The following is a 15,586-nucleotide window of genomic DNA, read 5'->3' as shown; positions in this document are numbered from 1 at the left end:
ATCACAATCCGTAGATCCGGAACGTCGAGCGCCCGGACAATTCACGCACGGCGTCGAATTCAATCAGGCGCTCAAACAGTCGGCGGCTCGCCCAGCGCGACAGCTTTGCCGTCCGCAGCGCGCCGGAGACAGCATCCTCGTCGAGCAGAAGGCGGATTGCCTCGCCTGCCCCCTTGGCCCGCAGCTTCGGCGCAACGACCGCCAGCCGATCGGCACGTCTGGCAAGCTCCGCCGCCAGCCGGCATGCCTCGGCCGACGCCTGCACCAGCGCCAGACATACCGCCTGCTCAAATCGCGGCTCTCCCGGACGCACACGGCCCCGCCCCGCCTCGAGACGAAACGCAGTCGAGGCGCGCTGCGCCATCAAGATCGGGACCGGGCGGTCCCAGCGCAGTCTTTGCGCCAGCATCCAGTCGGCCAGCCACCAGGCGAGCGCCTCGGCATCCGGGCGGATGGCCCAAAGCTGCGCGACGATCGCGGCGGCGGCAAAGGGAGCCATCCTTGCCGCTTGGATGACGTTATCGATCATGGCCGGGATGGTGGCAAGCTCGTCACTCCAGCGAATAGCGAAGAGATCGGCGAGTTCGCGCAGCATCGTCGTATCGATCGGCGCCGGCCGAGCCGCCAGCCGTTTATAGGCAGCGAAGATGCAACCGGCCGGCCCTAGTTCATCGCCGGAACCGCGCAGGACCCAGGCATCGCGCAAGGCCGCTTCATCCTCGGATCGGCCGGTAAGTCGCACGGCGGATACGGCGCATTTTAGTGCCAGGCGCTGACGCCAGACACCGGCCCAATCTGGTTGCATCCGCACCAGATTGTCGAGCGTACTCAGAGCCGCCCCTGCCAGGAAGGCGGCGTCCGTATCGCTGGTCACGGGGCCGCGCGGAGCCGCCCATGCCGGAACAGCAGGCATTCGATCAGTGCGGACAGTCGGCGAATCGGGCTTCGGCATCCTTGGAGCCTAGTTCAAGAGATCATTTTGTGCCACACAACCGCCTGTCGTCGTTCCACAACTTCGCGCGACACCGTCAGCCGCAGCGTCGGACCGAAATCCGCATACCGCTCGCGCACGATCGCCACAGCATAATCGCGCACGCCGTCGCAAATCCGATTGTTCGACGGACGGCCGATCGCTCTGACGCGCCCGTCCGGAAGCTGCGGCGTAAGAAGCGGCTTCCACTGCGCTGTCTATGCGGCCGGAGGTAAAATAATAAGTATCAGGCGGAGTTACCTGATGTCCGCGCCCAATAAGAGCGATACGCTACCTACCAAATGCCTCGCGTACGACGCCGACCGGCTTAGTGGCAACTGAGAAGGGTCAGGTCCGGCTGGGGGCGAAATGACACTCTACGCGCTTGCGCTGTTCGGCCAAAGATATTCGCCGGTCAGGTAATATGTGCGCCCAACCCAGCGGAGAGATATGCGCCAGGAGTTCCGGCGGAACATCAAGCCCTTCATTTCGCCGCTCGGCGACCGCGTGGCCGAGGTGGACGGTGTTCCAATAGATGATGACTGCGGTGAGCAGGTTGAGGCCGGCGATACGATAGTGCTGGCCTTCAGTGGTGCGGTCACGGATTTCGCCCTGGCGACCGATGCGCAACGCGTTCTTGAGCGCATGGTGGGCTCGCCTGTTGAGGTGGAAGCGAGCGAAAACCCATCGAGGCTCGCGGCGACGTCATTCGCGCTGCATCAAGAAGCCGAATATAGTCAGCAGTTGTGACCAACATTCATCGTCTTGCTAACCTGTTGCAATGGGCGGGGTCCATATACGTTCCACATATGGTATGAGTCCGGAATGGCTCCAAATATCGCCGCGGCGGCTCGCACTCCAGCGCCGGGCGCCTGATCCAATGCGTTGGTCGACACAGGCGGCGTTCGAATTTGACGTCCGCTACCGCTCGGATATCTCACTTCCAGCCGATCTCGCGGTCTCGGACGGCTTAACGCCGTAGGCTGCCTTGTATTGCATGGCGAAGCGCCCCATGTGGCAGAAGCCCCATTTCAATGCCACCTCCCTGATCGGCAGGCGATTCTGTGATAGCGACAACTCGGCATGCACGGCCTGAAGGCGGATTTGACGGAGATAAGCGATGGGCGTCGTATCCCTGAATAGCGTGAATCCGTTATACAGTGAACGCTCGCTTGTACCGGCCGCTGCGGCAATGTCGATGACTGTTATCGGTAGATGGATGTTGGCGTGCATGAAATCCATTGCAGCTATGACATGACGCGGCGCCACGGTCAGGAGGCGCCCATGCAGACGTCCACTGTAGCGATGAGGGACGTTCTCAAAGACGAGCCGGAGGGCCGCTTCGGCGAGCAGGGCCATTGCCTTGGGGGATCGTTCCAAAGCCCGATCTCCGCGTAGACCTGAAACGATTGTTTCGAATAGCAGTCGGAATGTGATGCCTGGCCCAGTCGAAAGATCGAAAAGAGGCGCAAGTGCGAACTTGCTAAGAACCGCCACCTCGAACATCGAAGATAGAACCCGCGCGACCGCCGCGCTCTGAAATACCAGCGTTGCAGTCGCCAGTCGTGGTCGACAGCGCGCATCCAGACGCCGCAGCAGCGAAGCTGGCGTTAGGATCGCGACACCCGGACCGGCAGTCACGTCTTCGACGCCGATCCTGGCGTCGGACCGTCCCCCGGATAACGGCAGGATGACGAGCAAGGCTTCGTCATCGGTTTCATGTACCACCCACCAGTCGCCGGTATAGGCCTTGTGCAGCATCACCACGTCACGGCAGGCGACGATCTCCGACCACCAACGGAATTCCGAACCTCGATGGCTCTCCGGTTCGGCTTTAAACTGAGGCACGTTCGGTCGAAACGTCGTCAGTAGGTTCTCAAATCCAGTGCCGGATAATGTCGGCCATATATGCAATTGTTGCTTGTTCAAAATTCGCCCCAGTGATCGAGTGTCGGCGTAAACCCGCCACCACCCATTCGTGTATCACGCTTGCGCCCTCGCTCGGATTCGCGATGGCAATGGTGTAGCTCAAAATGATCCAGCCTGCTCGGAATTGCATATCCGATTCTTGCAACCCATGTCCCCGTCTTGCAGATTCGGTGCCGTCGCGCGGAGACGGTAGCGTTTTCTTAACTCACGCGGACGGTAATGGGCCTCAGAGTCAAGTGCCGCTATTCCCACCGTAGGCCTGTTTCTGCCGCTTGAATGATTCGTGGCGGCTTTCTCCACACATGCCCTGTCACCATCCGCCCCGCCGATCCAAGATCCGCGGGCGCCGGAACGATGCGCTCGTCGAGCCTGAATTGGAGTATCCAGTGCTGTCCTTTTTCAACAACATCAGAATTCTCGGCAAGATCGCCCTAGTGTTTTTTCTATTGCTGGGCGTTGGGACAATTATCAACGTCGTGAGCTACAGGTCCGTGGCCACGCAGGAAGCGGCGGCCGGATGGACGGAGCACACCCATGCAGTGCTCGGCACCGTCGATAACATCGTCGCGGCGATGGTCGACCAGGAAACCGGCATGCGCGGTTATCTTCTTTCCGCAAACGTGGATTTCCTTGCCCCGCAAGAGGCTGGCGCCAAGTCCTATCTGGATAATTTCGAGAAGATCCGCAGCCTCACGTCCGACAACCTTGCGCAGCAGAAGCGTCTCGATGAACTGGATACTCTGGTCACCGGATGGACCCAGGATGTTGTCGTCCACGAAACCAAGTTGATGGCTTCAAAGGAGACTATTCAGCAAGCGCGCGATCTGGAAGTTTCCGGCGTTGGCAAGAAATGGATGGATCAGATCCGCTCCAAGGCGGCGGATATCAAGGCCGTCGAGCAGGAGCTTCTCGTGAAGCGCTCGGAGGAAGCGGCACAGGCGGCGGCAACCGCTCGCACCGTAATTACCACTGGCTCCGTCGCCCTGATCGTCTTCAGCCTTTTCATGCTGTTTGTGCTGAACCGAGCCATGGTCCGTCCACTCGTCGGCATGACTGGCACCATGGGCAAGCTTGCCGAAGGCGACACCTCGATCGCCATTGCCGGCGCGGACCGGAAGGACGAAGTCGGCGCAATGGCCGGCGCTCTGCAAGTGTTTCGTCAGGCAGCGATCACGAATCGCGAACTCGAATCGGAAGCTGCCGCCACTCGGGAACGGCAGGCGCGGGAGCAGGCGGAGATCGACCGAATCAAGGCAACCGAAGCCGGTCAGTTGGCCTTCGCCACGCAAAATATCGGCACCGGTCTGAAGCGCCTCGCCGGCGGTGACCTCGCCTTTCAGCTTGACGAGGCTTTCGCGCCTGCCTTCGAACCGCTACGCCAGGATTTCAACCAGTCGATCAGCCAGCTCCGCACCGCGCTGTCTTCCATCGCCGAAAGCATCGACACGATGAACAATGGCACCCGCGAGATCGCGTCGGGCGCGCAGGACCTCGCCAAGCGGACGGAGCAGCAAGCAGCATCGCTCGAAGAGACCGCCGCCGCTCTCGACCAGATCACCGCCAATGTCGGCTCCTCGACCAAGCTGACGGAAGAGGCGCGCACCGTCGCGACCCAGGCCAACCAGAGTGCTGCTAAATCCGCCGAGGTGGTCTCGCACGCCGAAGAGGCGATGCGCCGGATTGAGGAGAGCTCGCAGCAGATCTCCAACATCATCGGCGTGATCGACGAGATCGCCTTCCAGACCAATCTCCTGGCGCTCAACGCCGGCGTCGAGGCGGCGCGTGCGGGTGACGCCGGCAAGGGCTTTGCCGTCGTTGCGCAGGAAGTGCGCGAACTCGCCCAGCGCTCGGCGCAGGCCGCTAAGGAAATCAAGGGCCTGATCCGCAACTCGTCGACGGAGGTGGAAAGCGGTGTCAAGCTGGTGCGCGACACCGGCGAGGCGCTGAACGTCATCGGCGGCTTCATCGGCCATGTCAACAGCCACATGAATTCGATCGCCGTCTCGGCGAAGGAGCAGTCCACTGGGCTTGCCGAAATCAATACCGCCGTCAATTCGATGGACCAGAGCACGCAGCAGAATGCGGCGATGGTGGAAGAATCGACCGCTGCGGCCGCGAGCCTCGCACAAGAGGCGGCCAAGCTTCGCGACCTGGTCGCTCGCTTCAAGCTCGAAGGTGCCTCCGGCCCGCGCGCAGCCGCTGAGACGGCAAAGCCTGTCGCCTCTCCCGCTCGGGCGCTTGGCAACAAGATTGCGCGAGCCTTCGATGGCCGGGGCGCAGCCGCGACGGCAGTCGCCTCCGAGTGGGAGGATTTCTGATGCAGCCTTCGTCCTCGGCCCCCGGACAGGCGGAAACGCTGGAAATCATCGCCTTCCATCTCGGTGACCAGCAGTTCTGCATCAAGACCACCTCGATCCGGGAAATCCGGGGATGGGCAGCGGCAACGCCGCTGCCCCACGCTCCGGCAGATGTCATTGGCGTGATGAATCTTCGTGGATCGGTGATCCCGATCATCGACCTGGCCGCCCGGCTCGGGGTTCGCAGTAATGTCGACACAGCCCGCGCCGCCATCGTCGTCGCGGAAGTGGGCCGAAGTATCATTGGTCTTGTCGTCGACCAGGTGTCGGACATCCTGTCAATCCGAGGCGACCAGATCCAACCGGTGCCCGATCTCGGGGTAAGCTTCGATCCCAGCTTCTCCCACGGGATCATTCCGCTCGAACGCGGCATGGTCTGTTTCCTCGACCTCGACCACATGTTCGCCAATCTCGATGACACCGCGAGTGCTGCCTGAGCTCTGACCGTCAAACGCGGGCCGCTTCCTTACCGAAGCCGCCCGCACCGCCAATAGCCAAAAGGGAATATCAAATGTCCCACCAAAATCGTCGGCAGGACGCCGATACAATCGCTTCGGCGGACCTCGAAGTACAGAAAATGCTCCAACAAGAACGCAACAAGGTACTCCAGATAACCAACTATCTGGAGGCTCTACATGCAAGGTTGCTGGCCGAAACCAAGGGCAGCACAGCCCTCGCCATGATCGCCGACGCGACGCGGCACAACTCAACCCAAACCGTCTGAGGCCAACTCGATCTCTTACGGCGACGAGTTTTACGCCTTTGAAAGTCGCCTTGCTGCGTCACGCGACCGGCGGCTCGCCGGAGACGCCAGACCCGAATCATTCCTTGCGGCTAGCGCGGAAGGCGCGTATATACGGTCATGTATATACGAAACAGGAGGCGACCATGCCCCATCTCGCACGGGTGTTCCAGTCCGGCAATTCACAGGCTGTACGTCTGCCCAAAGAGTTTCGCTTCGACGTCGATCGCGTCGAGGTGACGCAGGAGGGCGATGCACTCATTCTGCGTCCGCATGTCGAGCACAAGGAGGCATGGTCTTCACTGAAGGCAGCGCTGGCGCGCGGCGTGAGCGACGACTTCATGGCCAATGGCCGTGAACAACCGGGATCGCAGGAACGGCCGGAACTCGACGCGGTGTTCAGTTGATTGCTTATCTCCTCGATACGAATGCGGTGATTACGCTCATTGTCCGGAAATCCGAAAAACTGGTCAGCCGCTTGCTTGATAGCCCTCCCGGCAGCATCGGGCTATCCTCGATCGTCGTACATGAACTCTATTACGGGGCGCACAAGAGCGTGAAGGTCGAGCATAATCTGGAAACGCTGAGGCTGCTGCTTGCTGACTTTCCAATTCTCGACTTCGATCAGGCAGACGCTTTCGTCTCGGGCGAGATACGCGCTGCGCTGGCAGTGGAGGGAAGACCAATCGGGCCATACGACGTGCTGATTGCAGGCCAGGCCAAGGCCCGTGGCCTGACCCTTGTCACAAACAATATCGGAGAGTTTGAACGGGTGAAGGGATTGCAGGTCGAAGACTGGATGCGTTGAGACAGAGCCCTTGAGCAAGACGCCGCAGTCCGATGCAAGCTCATGACTTCATGTTCCAAATGTGGATGGAGCATCCGTAAACCCTGGAGCAATTGGCGGTGGCTATCCATTCCTCCCTTGCGGGATTGCCGAATTTGCCGACCTGGGCGATCCGGCCATCAAAGACCTGACCCGCGCTTACCGTAAAATGATCCACGCTGGTGCGTGGTCGCTTGCTCCATCCCGGCCCCGGATATCCCTGTCGACGCCCGCGTCACCGAGCCGGCGCGTCAGTTTCGGGCTCAAAAGGATGTGGTCGAGGCGCAGTCCGGCGTCGCGCTGCCACCGGTTGCGGCGATAGTCCCAGAACGTATAAATTGCTCCGTTGGGATGAACTTTGCGAAGGGCGTCGAGCCAGCCTTGATCAAGAAGGCGCCGGAACGCAGCGCGGCTTTCGGGCTGGATGAGGGCGTTGTCGTCGTAGGAACGGGTGGGATAGATGTCCCGCGGTTCCGGAGCCACGTTGTAGTCGCCGGCAAGCACGACTGGCACGCCGGTCGCAAACAACGCTGTGGCATGCAGCGCGAGGCGGTCGTGCCAGGCAAGTTTGTAGTCGAATTTCGGGCCGGGCTGCGGATTTCCGTTGGGTGCATAGAGCGATGCGATCAGAATGCCGTTTGCCGCCGCCTCGATGTAGCGGCTCTGCGTATCGGACGGATCACCGGGCAGCTCGGTCCGGGTCAAAACCGGCTCACAGTCAAGCGCCAAAATCGCAACACCGTTCCAGCCCGGTTGTCCACGCCAGACCGCGCCATAGCCCGCAGCCTCGATCGCCGCCTCGGGGAACTGTCCGTCCGTTGCCTTAAGTTCTTGAAGGCAGACAACATCGGGCCTGGCCACGTTCAACCAAGCAAGCAGGTTTTCGAGCCGCCGGTTGACGCCATTGATGTTGAAGGTTGCGATCTTCATGCGGGCCGCATTGTCAGCGCGCCAGCTTCTCGGCCCACGTCACGACCGCCTTGGCCATGGTCGCCAGGTGATCGGCGGCCGAGAAACCGGAGATGCTCTTGCGAGGTTTGAGGTCATGGTCGCCATCTTCAAGCCAGAGAATTTCGATTCTGTCTGAGAGTGCATAGCCGGGAACTTCCCCCCGGGTACCGAACTCGTCACGCGTCCCCTGGCAGATCAATGTCGGCGTCATCAGCCCGGCGAGATGTTTGGTGCGCAGTTGTTCCGGCTTGCCGGGAGGGTGAAAAGGATAACCGAGGCAAAGAAGCCCGGCGATTTTCCCCGCAGAGTAAAGGTCGTCAGCAACCATGCTGGCAACCCGCCCGCCCATCGACTTGCCGCCGATGACGAGGGGGCCGTCTGCGACAAGTTCAGCGACGGCCGCCCTATACTCCGGATTAAGCGTTTCCGCGCGGGGCGGTGGCTTGCGGCCCTCCGATGAGCGGCGGGCCGCCATGTAACCGAACTCGAAACGGGCGATGCGAAAGCCCGCCTCGGCGAGAGCCTTGGCAGTCGCGGTCATCGACGCGGAATCCATCGGCGCGCCGGCACCATGTGCAAGTAGGATGGTGACGGTGGCATCGTCCGGTCCGTCGAACAGAAATCGCTCGCCCATCTCAGCCCGCCGTTTTTGCGATGAACTGGAGGTCGACGAACTGCACGCCACGGGCGGCTGCTCGTGCCCATTCGGAATCGTTGTCGAGTTCGAGATAGCGCGCCCACCGGCGTCGCGCCTCGCTGAGATTGCCGGCATCGAATTCAAGTTTCGCCAGATTGAAGATGGCATCCGCGTAGTCGCCGTCGAGTTCGATCGCTTTTTGCAGGTGCCGGCGCGCAGCATCGACCCGCCCACGATCGCCCATAAGCCCGGCGAGGTTGAACCAGGCCTCGACGAAGCTCGGGTCGTGCTTGAGGGCGCGCGCATAGTCATGCGCAGCCTCCAGCTGCCGGCCACTGGCCTTGAGGCAATTGGCGCGATTGAATGCGGCAACGGAGTCCGTCGGATCGATGGCGAGGCAACGTTGATAGAAGGCGGCAGCCTGATCATATTGATCATCACCTTCGGCAGCTTCGGCCCGAGAAAAAAGGTCCTCAAGCTCGGCGTCGTCAGGCGTCCCCAGATCGAACAGCAACTGGCCGTCGAGTTCGCTCAAACCTTCGGCATCGCGCACATAGATCGTGTCCGAGCCCTCGTGATGGAGCGACAGCGCCGTAAGCGAGGCCACCGAACGGGAGCGGTAGACCGACCTTGCGATCGCGCTCCAGGGAGCGCCACTGGCGATCAGGCCGGCATACTTCCTTGCGAGGATCAGATCGCGGAAGGAGTAGGGTTCCGCGTCGTGCTCGAAGGCATCAAACAGGGAAAGAAAATCAAAACTCCGTGGAGAAAGCCGGGATTGGTCGATCAGCGCCTGCCGTGTCAGGGCAGATGTTTCCGGTGATGTCATCAAACCCAGCAACCGAAGAAATCCCTTCTCGCTAAGGAAACACCTGCCGTGGCTGATTTCCGTGTCGAACCGCGCTTCGATCTCGGCTTCGTTTGCCTTTGCAAGCAAACCTCTGCCGAAGACCAGATGCGATGTCCGGCGCGTCACACCGCGCCTCAGATGCCCACCCTGCCGTTCGACTTCCCGCGCCGCCAACCGGCGCGGGAACGCGGCCAGTGCGCCGACGATGCCGAATGTCTGGCCAGCAACCGCCATCAGATTTTCTTCTTGGCGGCTGGCTTGGCCGCTGCGGAAGTGACTGCCTTCGCAGCCGGCTTTGCCGCCGGCTCCGACTTGGTCTTGCTCTTGGCGGGAGGCTTCGATTGCGAGAGGCTCGCCTTAAGCGCGTCCATGAGGTTGATGACATTGCCGCGTTCCGGAGCGGCTGCGATGATCGGCTTGTGACCCTTGAGCTTCTCGCGGATCATCTGCATCAGCGCGATTTCGTAGCGATCCTCGTAGTTCTTTGGATCGAATGTCGTCAGCTTCTGCTGGATGAGTGCTTCGGCAAGCTGCAGCATCTCAGGATCCGGGTTTCCGACGGAGATATTGCCGAAATATTCGGCCGTGCCGCGCACCTCGCTGGGATTTCTGAGCGTGCACACGAACATACCGGTCTCGCGCGCGCCAATGGTGACCACCCGCTCGCGACTGGACAAAACCAGACGCGCGATCGCCAGCTTGCCGGATTTTCGCATCGCTTCCCGCAGCACGACGAAGGTCTCCTCGGCCATCGCCCCGTCCGGCGCCAGATAATAGGGGGCATCCTGATAGATGATGTCGACCGACCTTTCGTCGACGAAAGCCTCGATGTTCATGGTGTGGTTGGATTCGATCCGGACGCTCTCAAGATCAGCGTCCTCGATGATGATGTACTTCTTGTCCTCGTACTCGTAACCCTTCACCAGGTCCGACCGTTCGACCAGGCCGAGTTCCGGATCGACAGGCTTCATGTTGATCCGGTTATGGGTATCCTTGTGAAGCTGATTGAAGCTGATGCGCTCGCTCGAACTGGTTGCGGGATAGAGCCGCACCGGACAGCTCACGAGACTGAGTTTGAGGTAACCTTTCCAACTTGCCCTGGGCGCCATGATCATCTCCTGCGCGGCAATGCGATTATTTTCCGGCCTTAAGGCAACAACGGTAAATCCCTGGAGAATTCGCCGATATCGGCCCAGGGATCGCCGGACGTGGCCAGAAGGCCCGGCAATGAAGAATAGTTCAAATCCCCCGGAGCGTCGATAGTTTCAAGATCGGTCCAACTGACGGGGGTCGACGCAGGCAGATTGGTGCGGGCGCGAAGCGAATAGGGAGCAGCCGACGTGTGCCCGCGGGCATTGCGGTGAAAGTCGATGAAAATTCGCCGTATGCGATTGTCCTTGCCCATTGTCGTGGTGAACGTTTGCGGCGCAGTCGCCGCCAGGCGCGCGGCAATGTCGCTGGTCGCCCGGTGCACCTTCTTCCAGGTGTGCTCCGGCCTGATCGGCACGACCACGTGGATCCCCTTGCCGCCCGATGTCTTGACGAACGGAACAAGGTCAAGCGCCTCGAGTTGACCGCGGATGTGAACGGCCGCCTCGACCACCTCACGCCAGGCGATGCCCTCGCCGGGATCGAGGTCGAAGACGATGCGGTCCGGCTTTTCCAGCCGCTTTCGCGTTGTTCCCCAGCTATGGAATTCGACCACGCCGAATTGGGCCAGGGCGAGAAACCCTCTTGCGTCTTCCACCGAGAGATAGGATTTCGTTTCGCCTTCGGAGTTGGTGGTTTCGAATGTCGCCATCGACGATGGCATGCCGGTGAAGGGATGGCGCTGGAAGAAGCAGTCCTGAGGTTTTCCCGTTGGGCAGCGGACGAGCGAGACCGGGCGGCTGAGAATATGCGGCAGCATGAAATCGCCGACCAAGGCGTAGTAGACCGCAATGTCGAGCTTGGTGGGACCCGATTTGCCAAACAGCCGGCGCGTCGGATTGGTGACGGAGATGCTTGCGAGATCGGCGTCCGAGATCAGCCGTTCACGCCGGTCGGAGACCGGCGTGGAGAGCGCGACATCGCGAAGCCCCCTGAAGACGGCATGGCGAAGCACATTGTCGGCAGTGCGATTGGCATAGTGGATATGCGCCGAGAGCACCGGCCGGACCCAGATGACGTCCCTTGGCGCGCCGTCGAGTTTAGTAGCGCCGGCGCGCAGCGGGGCCAGCCGCGCAAGCAATTGCCTGAGCATGGCCGCGTCGAAGCCCGTGCCAACCTTGCCGCGATATTCCAGTTCGCCATCCACCCATTCGCCGAGCGCGAGCGCGGCAAGGCCCCCGGCAGCCTCGGAGGTGGTGTATCCGGTGATGACGAAGTCGCCGGCTTTCAACGCCTTGGTCTTGGTCCAGGTTTTCGATCGGCCGCTCTGATAGGGGGCCGAGGCACGCTTCGAGACGATGCCTTCGAGCTCCATTTCCGAGGCCTGCTCGTAGAGCGCCCGCCCATCGCCGACGACATGATCGCTGAGCTGAATGGCGGAGTGACTGGATATGTGCCCCTCGAGCAACTGCGCCAGCAGCGCCTTGCGCTTTTCAAGCGGGACATTGGTCAGGTTCCAGCCGTCGAGATGGAGGAGATCGAAGGCATAGAACACAAGCCTGTTGTCTGCACCTTTGGCGAGCGCGTCCTGCAGCAACGCGAACTGGCTGATCCCCTTGTCGTCCAGCACAACGATTTCGCCGTCGATGACGGCGTCGCGGGTCGGAAGCTGCCGAAAAGCCTCAGGCAGGTCGCCGTAGCGCTTCGTCCAATCCAGTCCGCCGCGGGTGATCAGATGCGCCGCACCGGCGGAGAGGTGCGCCATCGTCCGGTAGCCGTCGAACTTGATCTCGTGCAGCCAGACCTCGCGTTGGTCGGCGCGGCCGGGCGGAATAGCCGTCGGCGTCGCAAGTTGCGGCTCGATGCGCGCTGGCGCAATGCCTTTCACCGCACCGGGAAGCGCGCCGGGGTTGGGTTTTACCGGTCTGGTCGCAGGCTTTGGCTTTTCCACGAGTTCCTCGATCCGCCGGCCGGACTTGACGCTTTCCGGACGCGCGGCGAGGATGTCGATGGTGTCGTTTGAAGCGAGATCATGCTCCTTGAACAGGAGCCAGTTGCGCTGGTCTTCATCCCCCGGCTTGGGCTTCAGCCGCGCCAGCATCCAGCCGCCATTGAGCTTTTCGCCGGCAAGCCGGAACTTGAAGGCGCCTGTCCGCAAGCTTTTCTCGACATCGTCCATCGGCGCCCAGACACCGGCATCCCAGACAATCATCGGACCGGCGCCGTATTCGCCTTCGGGGATCACGCCCTCGAAGTCGATATACTCCAGCGGATGATCCTCGGTCTCTACCGCCAGCCGTTTGTCCGCCGGATTGAGCGAAGGCCCCTTCGGGACAGCCCAACTCTTCAGCACGCCGCCGATCTGCAGCCTCAAATCGTAGTGATCTGCGGTGGCATGATGCTTGTGCACGACAAAGCGGTTGCCGCCGCCGGCAAGACTTCCAACCGGTTCCTGCGTCTTCGAAAAGTCCCGCTTCTTGCGATAGGCCGTCAGTTTCGATGTCGCCATTTCTCCACGCCATGGCTTGCCCGGAAAACCTGCAATATCGAGTGGAAGCAACGTTTTTCGCTACGGCTGCGCGAAGCGGTTTGTCCTCGCCTGTCGAAAACCGATCGACAGGCCAGCTCTCGGGCTGTAACAGACAACCGGCTCAGCCGCATCAATCGTCGATCCGAAATCCAACCTTCATGACGACCTGATAGTGCGCCACCACGCCATCCTTGATATGTCCCCGGATCTGATCCACTTCGAACCACTCGAGGTTTCTCATGGTTTTCGAGGCTCTCGAAATCGCTGTTTCGATCGCCTCGGTCAGCGAGACCTTCGAACTACCGATAAGTTCCACCTTCTTATAGACATGGTCGCTCACGTTATCCTCCCGGTTTGCTTCAGGCTGTGTTTGGCTTCTGAGGCGCTCTACGGGACTGCCCTGTCGAACTGCATCATCACGCCGTCAGCCAAAAGGCTGCCGGCATGCAACTTCACAGCCAACGCCAACGATCCGGCAATAGTCTGTCGTTGTCAAACGGCCTGAGACAAGAAAGCTTTGTCGGCGGCGGGATCGAGATGATCAGCTCCGTAGTGCTGCTGGTGCATCCTTCAACAATTTTTCGACCGTTGGGTGCCATCATTTCCATTTTGGCCAAGCGGTCCGTGTAGGCTTGGCGGAGAGCCGACCAATGGGCGAGGAAAGCAGCGAGGGGGTAAATGTCCACTTTGGAACTCGCTGCGTTGAGAGCTGACATGTAGTCGTCGCGTCGATCAAACGGAACAACGGTCCAGCTAAACCCTCCCTCGGCGAGCAACGTGTTCATTAGAAATCTTGCGTTCCTACCGTTCCCGTCTCCGTCGGGTGAATGTACGTGAACAGAAATGGCGCAAGGACTGCCTTTACCGTGTACGGAGGCATCGACATAATGGCGAACGTCCTCGTCCGTCAGCGGGTGTCCTCGTGTTCGAAAGCAGTCTCCATCATTCGGACCTCTGATCGCGACGCGCCTCGCGCGTGGGCGAAGTCACGCCACCGCGATGTCACGGCTCTGCATTCCGCGATGATCGCGTCGGCATCGACCATCGTGACGAAGTACTCGGCAACCGACCGCAACAAATCGATCGACGCGGTCCCATCTTCAAAATCGATCCTCGTGGAGAGAACCCGAATGCTGCTCGCGTTGGGGTTCAAGTCATAGGCGGGACTGAGCTGCCATCCCCTCTTGCCGGCCCACAGGAACCCATGATTGCGGAAGTGATCGTCAACATTCGATATCAGGATGTTGATCGCTATCCTGCGAAAGAGTTCGGCACGGTCGTGAGCGGGTTTCGCTCCGTAGGTATTGATGGCATCAACGATTTCAAGGTAGCTGCAGTCCGTATCCCCGTCATTATGTTCGGTAACCGCCATCGCCGACATGAACGGAATCCGATGCGTTTCCTCCCCAGCTCGTCTCATCCTGTCGAAGCGCCGGGACAGGAACACTGTGTGGCCAGCCGCCTGAACCAATTCGTGGCGCGCCGTTTCGATGCCCGCTGCGGCGGCAATGTCCATGGCAATGGCCTCCCATGTTTCCACCGAGTATTTGTCCAGCTCCTTCGGGAACTTCGCGATCGAGAGGTTGCCGTGTTGATCGTACACGGATGCTTTTGGCCGCGCTCCACCAAGTGACGAGCCAGGGGCGAAAATCAAGATCAAGTCTTCATCGGATTCCTCGCCTCGATCGATCCTTTGGGCCGCTGACAGGAGATCGCCCAAAGCCACGGTCGTCGGAACTCCCTTCGACTGCGGCGACTGAAACGCACCTCCCACGGAAAATCGTATGCCGCCTAAACGGGTTTCGTCTGCTACCCCTAGAAGGTAGTCGGCTTCATGGAGAGTGCGTGGCGCTCTGCCTTCCCGCTTCGCCTCTCGGTTTTCCCGGCGGCGCATAAGGGTTCTTCCCCACGCATCGGGGGCGCTGTCTCCCAAAGTGCCGAACATCAGCTTATTCGCGCCCGGGTGTAACACGCCGCGTCTTAGCGGGAGCGTCGGGTCGAACTGGAACGCCTCTGGGGAGTTGAGCCATGCGTCATCGTGTTCGTATGTGACGCGCTCGCGTCCTGCGCCTGCATGTCGGCGCAGTGTTCCAACCTTGCGGCGGACGCCATATGCGTCAATGTAGACATCGATCGTCATGTCCCGTCCCTCGGTGCGCGCTTGCGCAACTGCTCCTCGGCTAGTACTTCGCCGAGCTTGTCTTCGACGGTGCCCCATCCATCGATCAGTCCTAGTGCCTGCATCACCATCGCATATGATCCGATGCTTACGCTGGGATCGCCATTTTCGATCCGCGTAATGGTCGGTCGGCTTATGGACGCCCTTTCGGCTATAAGGGATTGGGGAAGCTCTCGACGTAAGCGAGCGGCGCGGAGCTGCGCGCCCAAGATGCGCAACTCACGTTTAGTGGCTGGGCTTATCGATATTTTTGTCTTCATAATGCAAATCTTATGAAACGTTGCGTGGCTTAATGTATCATAAGATTTGTATTATTCAAGGCTGCGACGTGATCAACCAGGTTGAACGACTGAGTTCCAATGATATGAAAATTGCGCAAGGATCAGCCCGGATAGCGGCCGGCGTATGCGGTTGGGAAGTTGCAGCTTCCATGACGGCGTCTCCTAGGGGCTCCGTGGGTATTTCTGCAATAACACCCGCTTCTGTAACGGGCCTTACCGTCACAACATCCGATAGGAGCCGTATG

At 60.4% G+C, this 15,586-nt stretch carries 16 protein-coding genes and 1 pseudogene; 5 read left to right on the top strand and 12 right to left on the bottom strand.

The genetic code is table 11. The features are described 5' to 3' along the window. Position 1 precedes the first annotated feature (1 nt). The 3 genes and pseudogenes from ACSQ2Z_RS23075 to ACSQ2Z_RS23065 form a co-directional block, all read right to left on the bottom strand. Positions 2-952 carry a DUF1403 family protein gene (locus ACSQ2Z_RS23075; RefSeq protein WP_436083560.1) on the bottom strand — a complete coding sequence of 317 codons (951 nt, stop codon included), beginning with the start codon at positions 950-952 and terminating at the stop codon, positions 2-4. A 395-nt stretch (positions 953-1,347) separates the two neighbouring features. Further along, positions 1,348-1,636 (bottom strand): annotated as a pseudogene (locus tag ACSQ2Z_RS23070) (Tn3 family transposase); the annotation flags it as partial. A 255-nt stretch (positions 1,637-1,891) separates the two neighbouring features. Then, positions 1,892-2,899 (bottom strand): AraC family transcriptional regulator, encoded by a 1,008-nt coding sequence (locus ACSQ2Z_RS23065; RefSeq protein WP_436083559.1) that lies wholly within the window; start codon positions 2,897-2,899, stop codon positions 1,892-1,894. A gap of 386 nt (positions 2,900-3,285) precedes the next feature. On the opposite strand from ACSQ2Z_RS23065, the gene ACSQ2Z_RS23060 reads away from it, so the two are divergent. The 5 genes from ACSQ2Z_RS23060 to ACSQ2Z_RS23040 all read left to right on the top strand — a co-directional run bounded on the left by ACSQ2Z_RS23060 (position 3,286) and on the right by ACSQ2Z_RS23040 (position 6,806). After that, positions 3,286-5,217 (top strand): methyl-accepting chemotaxis protein, encoded by a 1,932-nt coding sequence (locus tag ACSQ2Z_RS23060; RefSeq protein ID WP_436083558.1) that lies wholly within the window; start codon positions 3,286-3,288, stop codon positions 5,215-5,217. Further along, the gene (locus tag ACSQ2Z_RS23055) at positions 5,217-5,693 is read left to right on the top strand and encodes a chemotaxis protein CheW (RefSeq protein ID WP_436083557.1); all 477 of its coding nucleotides are present in this window, start codon (positions 5,217-5,219) and stop codon (positions 5,691-5,693) included. Before ACSQ2Z_RS23060 ends, ACSQ2Z_RS23055 begins: the two co-directional genes overlap by 1 nt. Positions 5,694-5,767: 74 nt before the next feature. Continuing rightward, on the top strand, positions 5,768-5,980 hold the full coding sequence (locus ACSQ2Z_RS23050) for a hypothetical protein (RefSeq protein WP_436083556.1): 213 nt from the start codon (positions 5,768-5,770) through the stop codon (positions 5,978-5,980). 164 nt (positions 5,981-6,144) lie between these two features. Next, the gene (locus tag ACSQ2Z_RS23045) at positions 6,145-6,405 is read left to right on the top strand and encodes an antitoxin (RefSeq protein WP_436083555.1); all 261 of its coding nucleotides are present in this window, start codon (positions 6,145-6,147) and stop codon (positions 6,403-6,405) included. Further along, positions 6,402-6,806 carry a type II toxin-antitoxin system VapC family toxin gene (locus tag ACSQ2Z_RS23040; protein ID WP_436083554.1) on the top strand — a complete coding sequence of 135 codons (405 nt, stop codon included), beginning with the start codon at positions 6,402-6,404 and terminating at the stop codon, positions 6,804-6,806. The genes ACSQ2Z_RS23045 and ACSQ2Z_RS23040 overlap by 4 nt, the downstream gene beginning before the upstream one ends. A 177-nt stretch (positions 6,807-6,983) precedes the next feature. Here ACSQ2Z_RS23040 and xth read toward each other — a convergent pair whose 3' ends face one another. The 9 genes from xth to ACSQ2Z_RS22995 form a co-directional block, all read right to left on the bottom strand. Beyond that, positions 6,984-7,754 (bottom strand): exodeoxyribonuclease III, encoded by a 771-nt coding sequence (gene xth / locus ACSQ2Z_RS23035; RefSeq protein WP_436083553.1) that lies wholly within the window; start codon positions 7,752-7,754, stop codon positions 6,984-6,986. Positions 7,755-7,767: 13 nt separating this feature from the next. Beyond that, the gene (locus ACSQ2Z_RS23030) at positions 7,768-8,409 is read right to left on the bottom strand and encodes an alpha/beta hydrolase family protein (RefSeq protein ID WP_436083552.1); all 642 of its coding nucleotides are present in this window, start codon (positions 8,407-8,409) and stop codon (positions 7,768-7,770) included. A gap of 1 nt (position 8,410) precedes the next feature. After that, on the bottom strand, positions 8,411-9,496 hold the full coding sequence (locus tag ACSQ2Z_RS23025; RefSeq protein ID WP_436083551.1) for a tetratricopeptide repeat protein: 1,086 nt from the start codon (positions 9,494-9,496) through the stop codon (positions 8,411-8,413). Next, positions 9,496-10,371: a Ku protein gene (locus tag ACSQ2Z_RS23020; protein WP_436083550.1), complete on the bottom strand. Its 876-nt coding sequence runs from the start codon at positions 10,369-10,371 to the stop codon at positions 9,496-9,498. The genes ACSQ2Z_RS23025 and ACSQ2Z_RS23020 overlap by 1 nt, the downstream gene beginning before the upstream one ends. A 38-nt stretch (positions 10,372-10,409) precedes the next feature. After that, positions 10,410-12,860 (bottom strand): DNA ligase D, encoded by a 2,451-nt coding sequence (gene ligD / locus ACSQ2Z_RS23015; RefSeq protein WP_436083549.1) that lies wholly within the window; start codon positions 12,858-12,860, stop codon positions 10,410-10,412. A 151-nt stretch (positions 12,861-13,011) separates the two neighbouring features. After that, a complete protein-coding gene (locus tag ACSQ2Z_RS23010) occupies positions 13,012-13,221 on the bottom strand; it encodes a dodecin (protein ID WP_436083548.1) in 210 nt (69 codons plus the stop codon). A 112-nt stretch (positions 13,222-13,333) separates the two neighbouring features. Next, positions 13,334-13,666: a hypothetical protein gene (locus ACSQ2Z_RS23005; RefSeq protein WP_436083547.1), complete on the bottom strand. Its 333-nt coding sequence runs from the start codon at positions 13,664-13,666 to the stop codon at positions 13,334-13,336. Positions 13,667-13,788: 122 nt separating this feature from the next. After that, positions 13,789-15,021, bottom strand: coding sequence for a type II toxin-antitoxin system HipA family toxin (locus tag ACSQ2Z_RS23000; protein ID WP_436083546.1), 1,233 nt, complete (start codon positions 15,019-15,021; stop codon positions 13,789-13,791). Next, entirely contained in the window at positions 15,018-15,320 is a 303-nt protein-coding gene (locus ACSQ2Z_RS22995) for a helix-turn-helix domain-containing protein (RefSeq protein WP_436083545.1), read from the bottom strand. Before ACSQ2Z_RS22995 ends, ACSQ2Z_RS23000 begins: the two co-directional genes overlap by 4 nt. Positions 15,321-15,586 lie beyond the last annotated feature (266 nt).

The organism is Pararhizobium sp. LjRoot235, assembly GCF_964254145.1.
In the GTDB taxonomy this organism is placed as follows: domain Bacteria; phylum Pseudomonadota; class Alphaproteobacteria; order Rhizobiales; family Rhizobiaceae; genus Pararhizobium.
The sequence above is the reverse complement of the archived record's forward strand: the minus strand, read 5'-3'. Positions and strand labels throughout refer to the sequence as shown.

What these genes read in the sequence shown, in the direction of transcription:
- ACSQ2Z_RS23075 (WP_436083560.1), bottom strand. Translation starts at nt 952, where the DNA reads ATGCCGAAGCCCGATTCGCCGACTGTCCGCACTGATCGAATGCCTGCT.
- ACSQ2Z_RS23055 (WP_436083557.1), top strand. Translation starts at nt 5,217, where the DNA reads ATGCAGCCTTCGTCCTCGGCCCCCGGACAGGCGGAAACGCTGGAAATC.
- ACSQ2Z_RS23050 (WP_436083556.1), top strand. Translation starts at nt 5,768, where the DNA reads ATGTCCCACCAAAATCGTCGGCAGGACGCCGATACAATCGCTTCGGCG.
- ACSQ2Z_RS23045 (WP_436083555.1), top strand. Translation starts at nt 6,145, where the DNA reads ATGCCCCATCTCGCACGGGTGTTCCAGTCCGGCAATTCACAGGCTGTA.
- xth (WP_436083553.1), bottom strand. Translation starts at nt 7,754, where the DNA reads ATGAAGATCGCAACCTTCAACATCAATGGCGTCAACCGGCGGCTCGAA.
- ACSQ2Z_RS23030 (WP_436083552.1), bottom strand. Translation starts at nt 8,409, where the DNA reads ATGGGCGAGCGATTTCTGTTCGACGGACCGGACGATGCCACCGTCACC.
- ACSQ2Z_RS23025 (WP_436083551.1), bottom strand. Translation starts at nt 9,496, where the DNA reads ATGGCGGTTGCTGGCCAGACATTCGGCATCGTCGGCGCACTGGCCGCG.
- ACSQ2Z_RS23020 (WP_436083550.1), bottom strand. Translation starts at nt 10,371, where the DNA reads ATGGCGCCCAGGGCAAGTTGGAAAGGTTACCTCAAACTCAGTCTCGTG.
- ligD (WP_436083549.1), bottom strand. Translation starts at nt 12,860, where the DNA reads ATGGCGACATCGAAACTGACGGCCTATCGCAAGAAGCGGGACTTTTCG.
- ACSQ2Z_RS23005 (WP_436083547.1), bottom strand. Translation starts at nt 13,666, where the DNA reads ATGAACACGTTGCTCGCCGAGGGAGGGTTTAGCTGGACCGTTGTTCCG.
- ACSQ2Z_RS23000 (WP_436083546.1), bottom strand. Translation starts at nt 15,021, where the DNA reads ATGACGATCGATGTCTACATTGACGCATATGGCGTCCGCCGCAAGGTT.
- ACSQ2Z_RS22995 (WP_436083545.1), bottom strand. Translation starts at nt 15,320, where the DNA reads ATGAAGACAAAAATATCGATAAGCCCAGCCACTAAACGTGAGTTGCGC.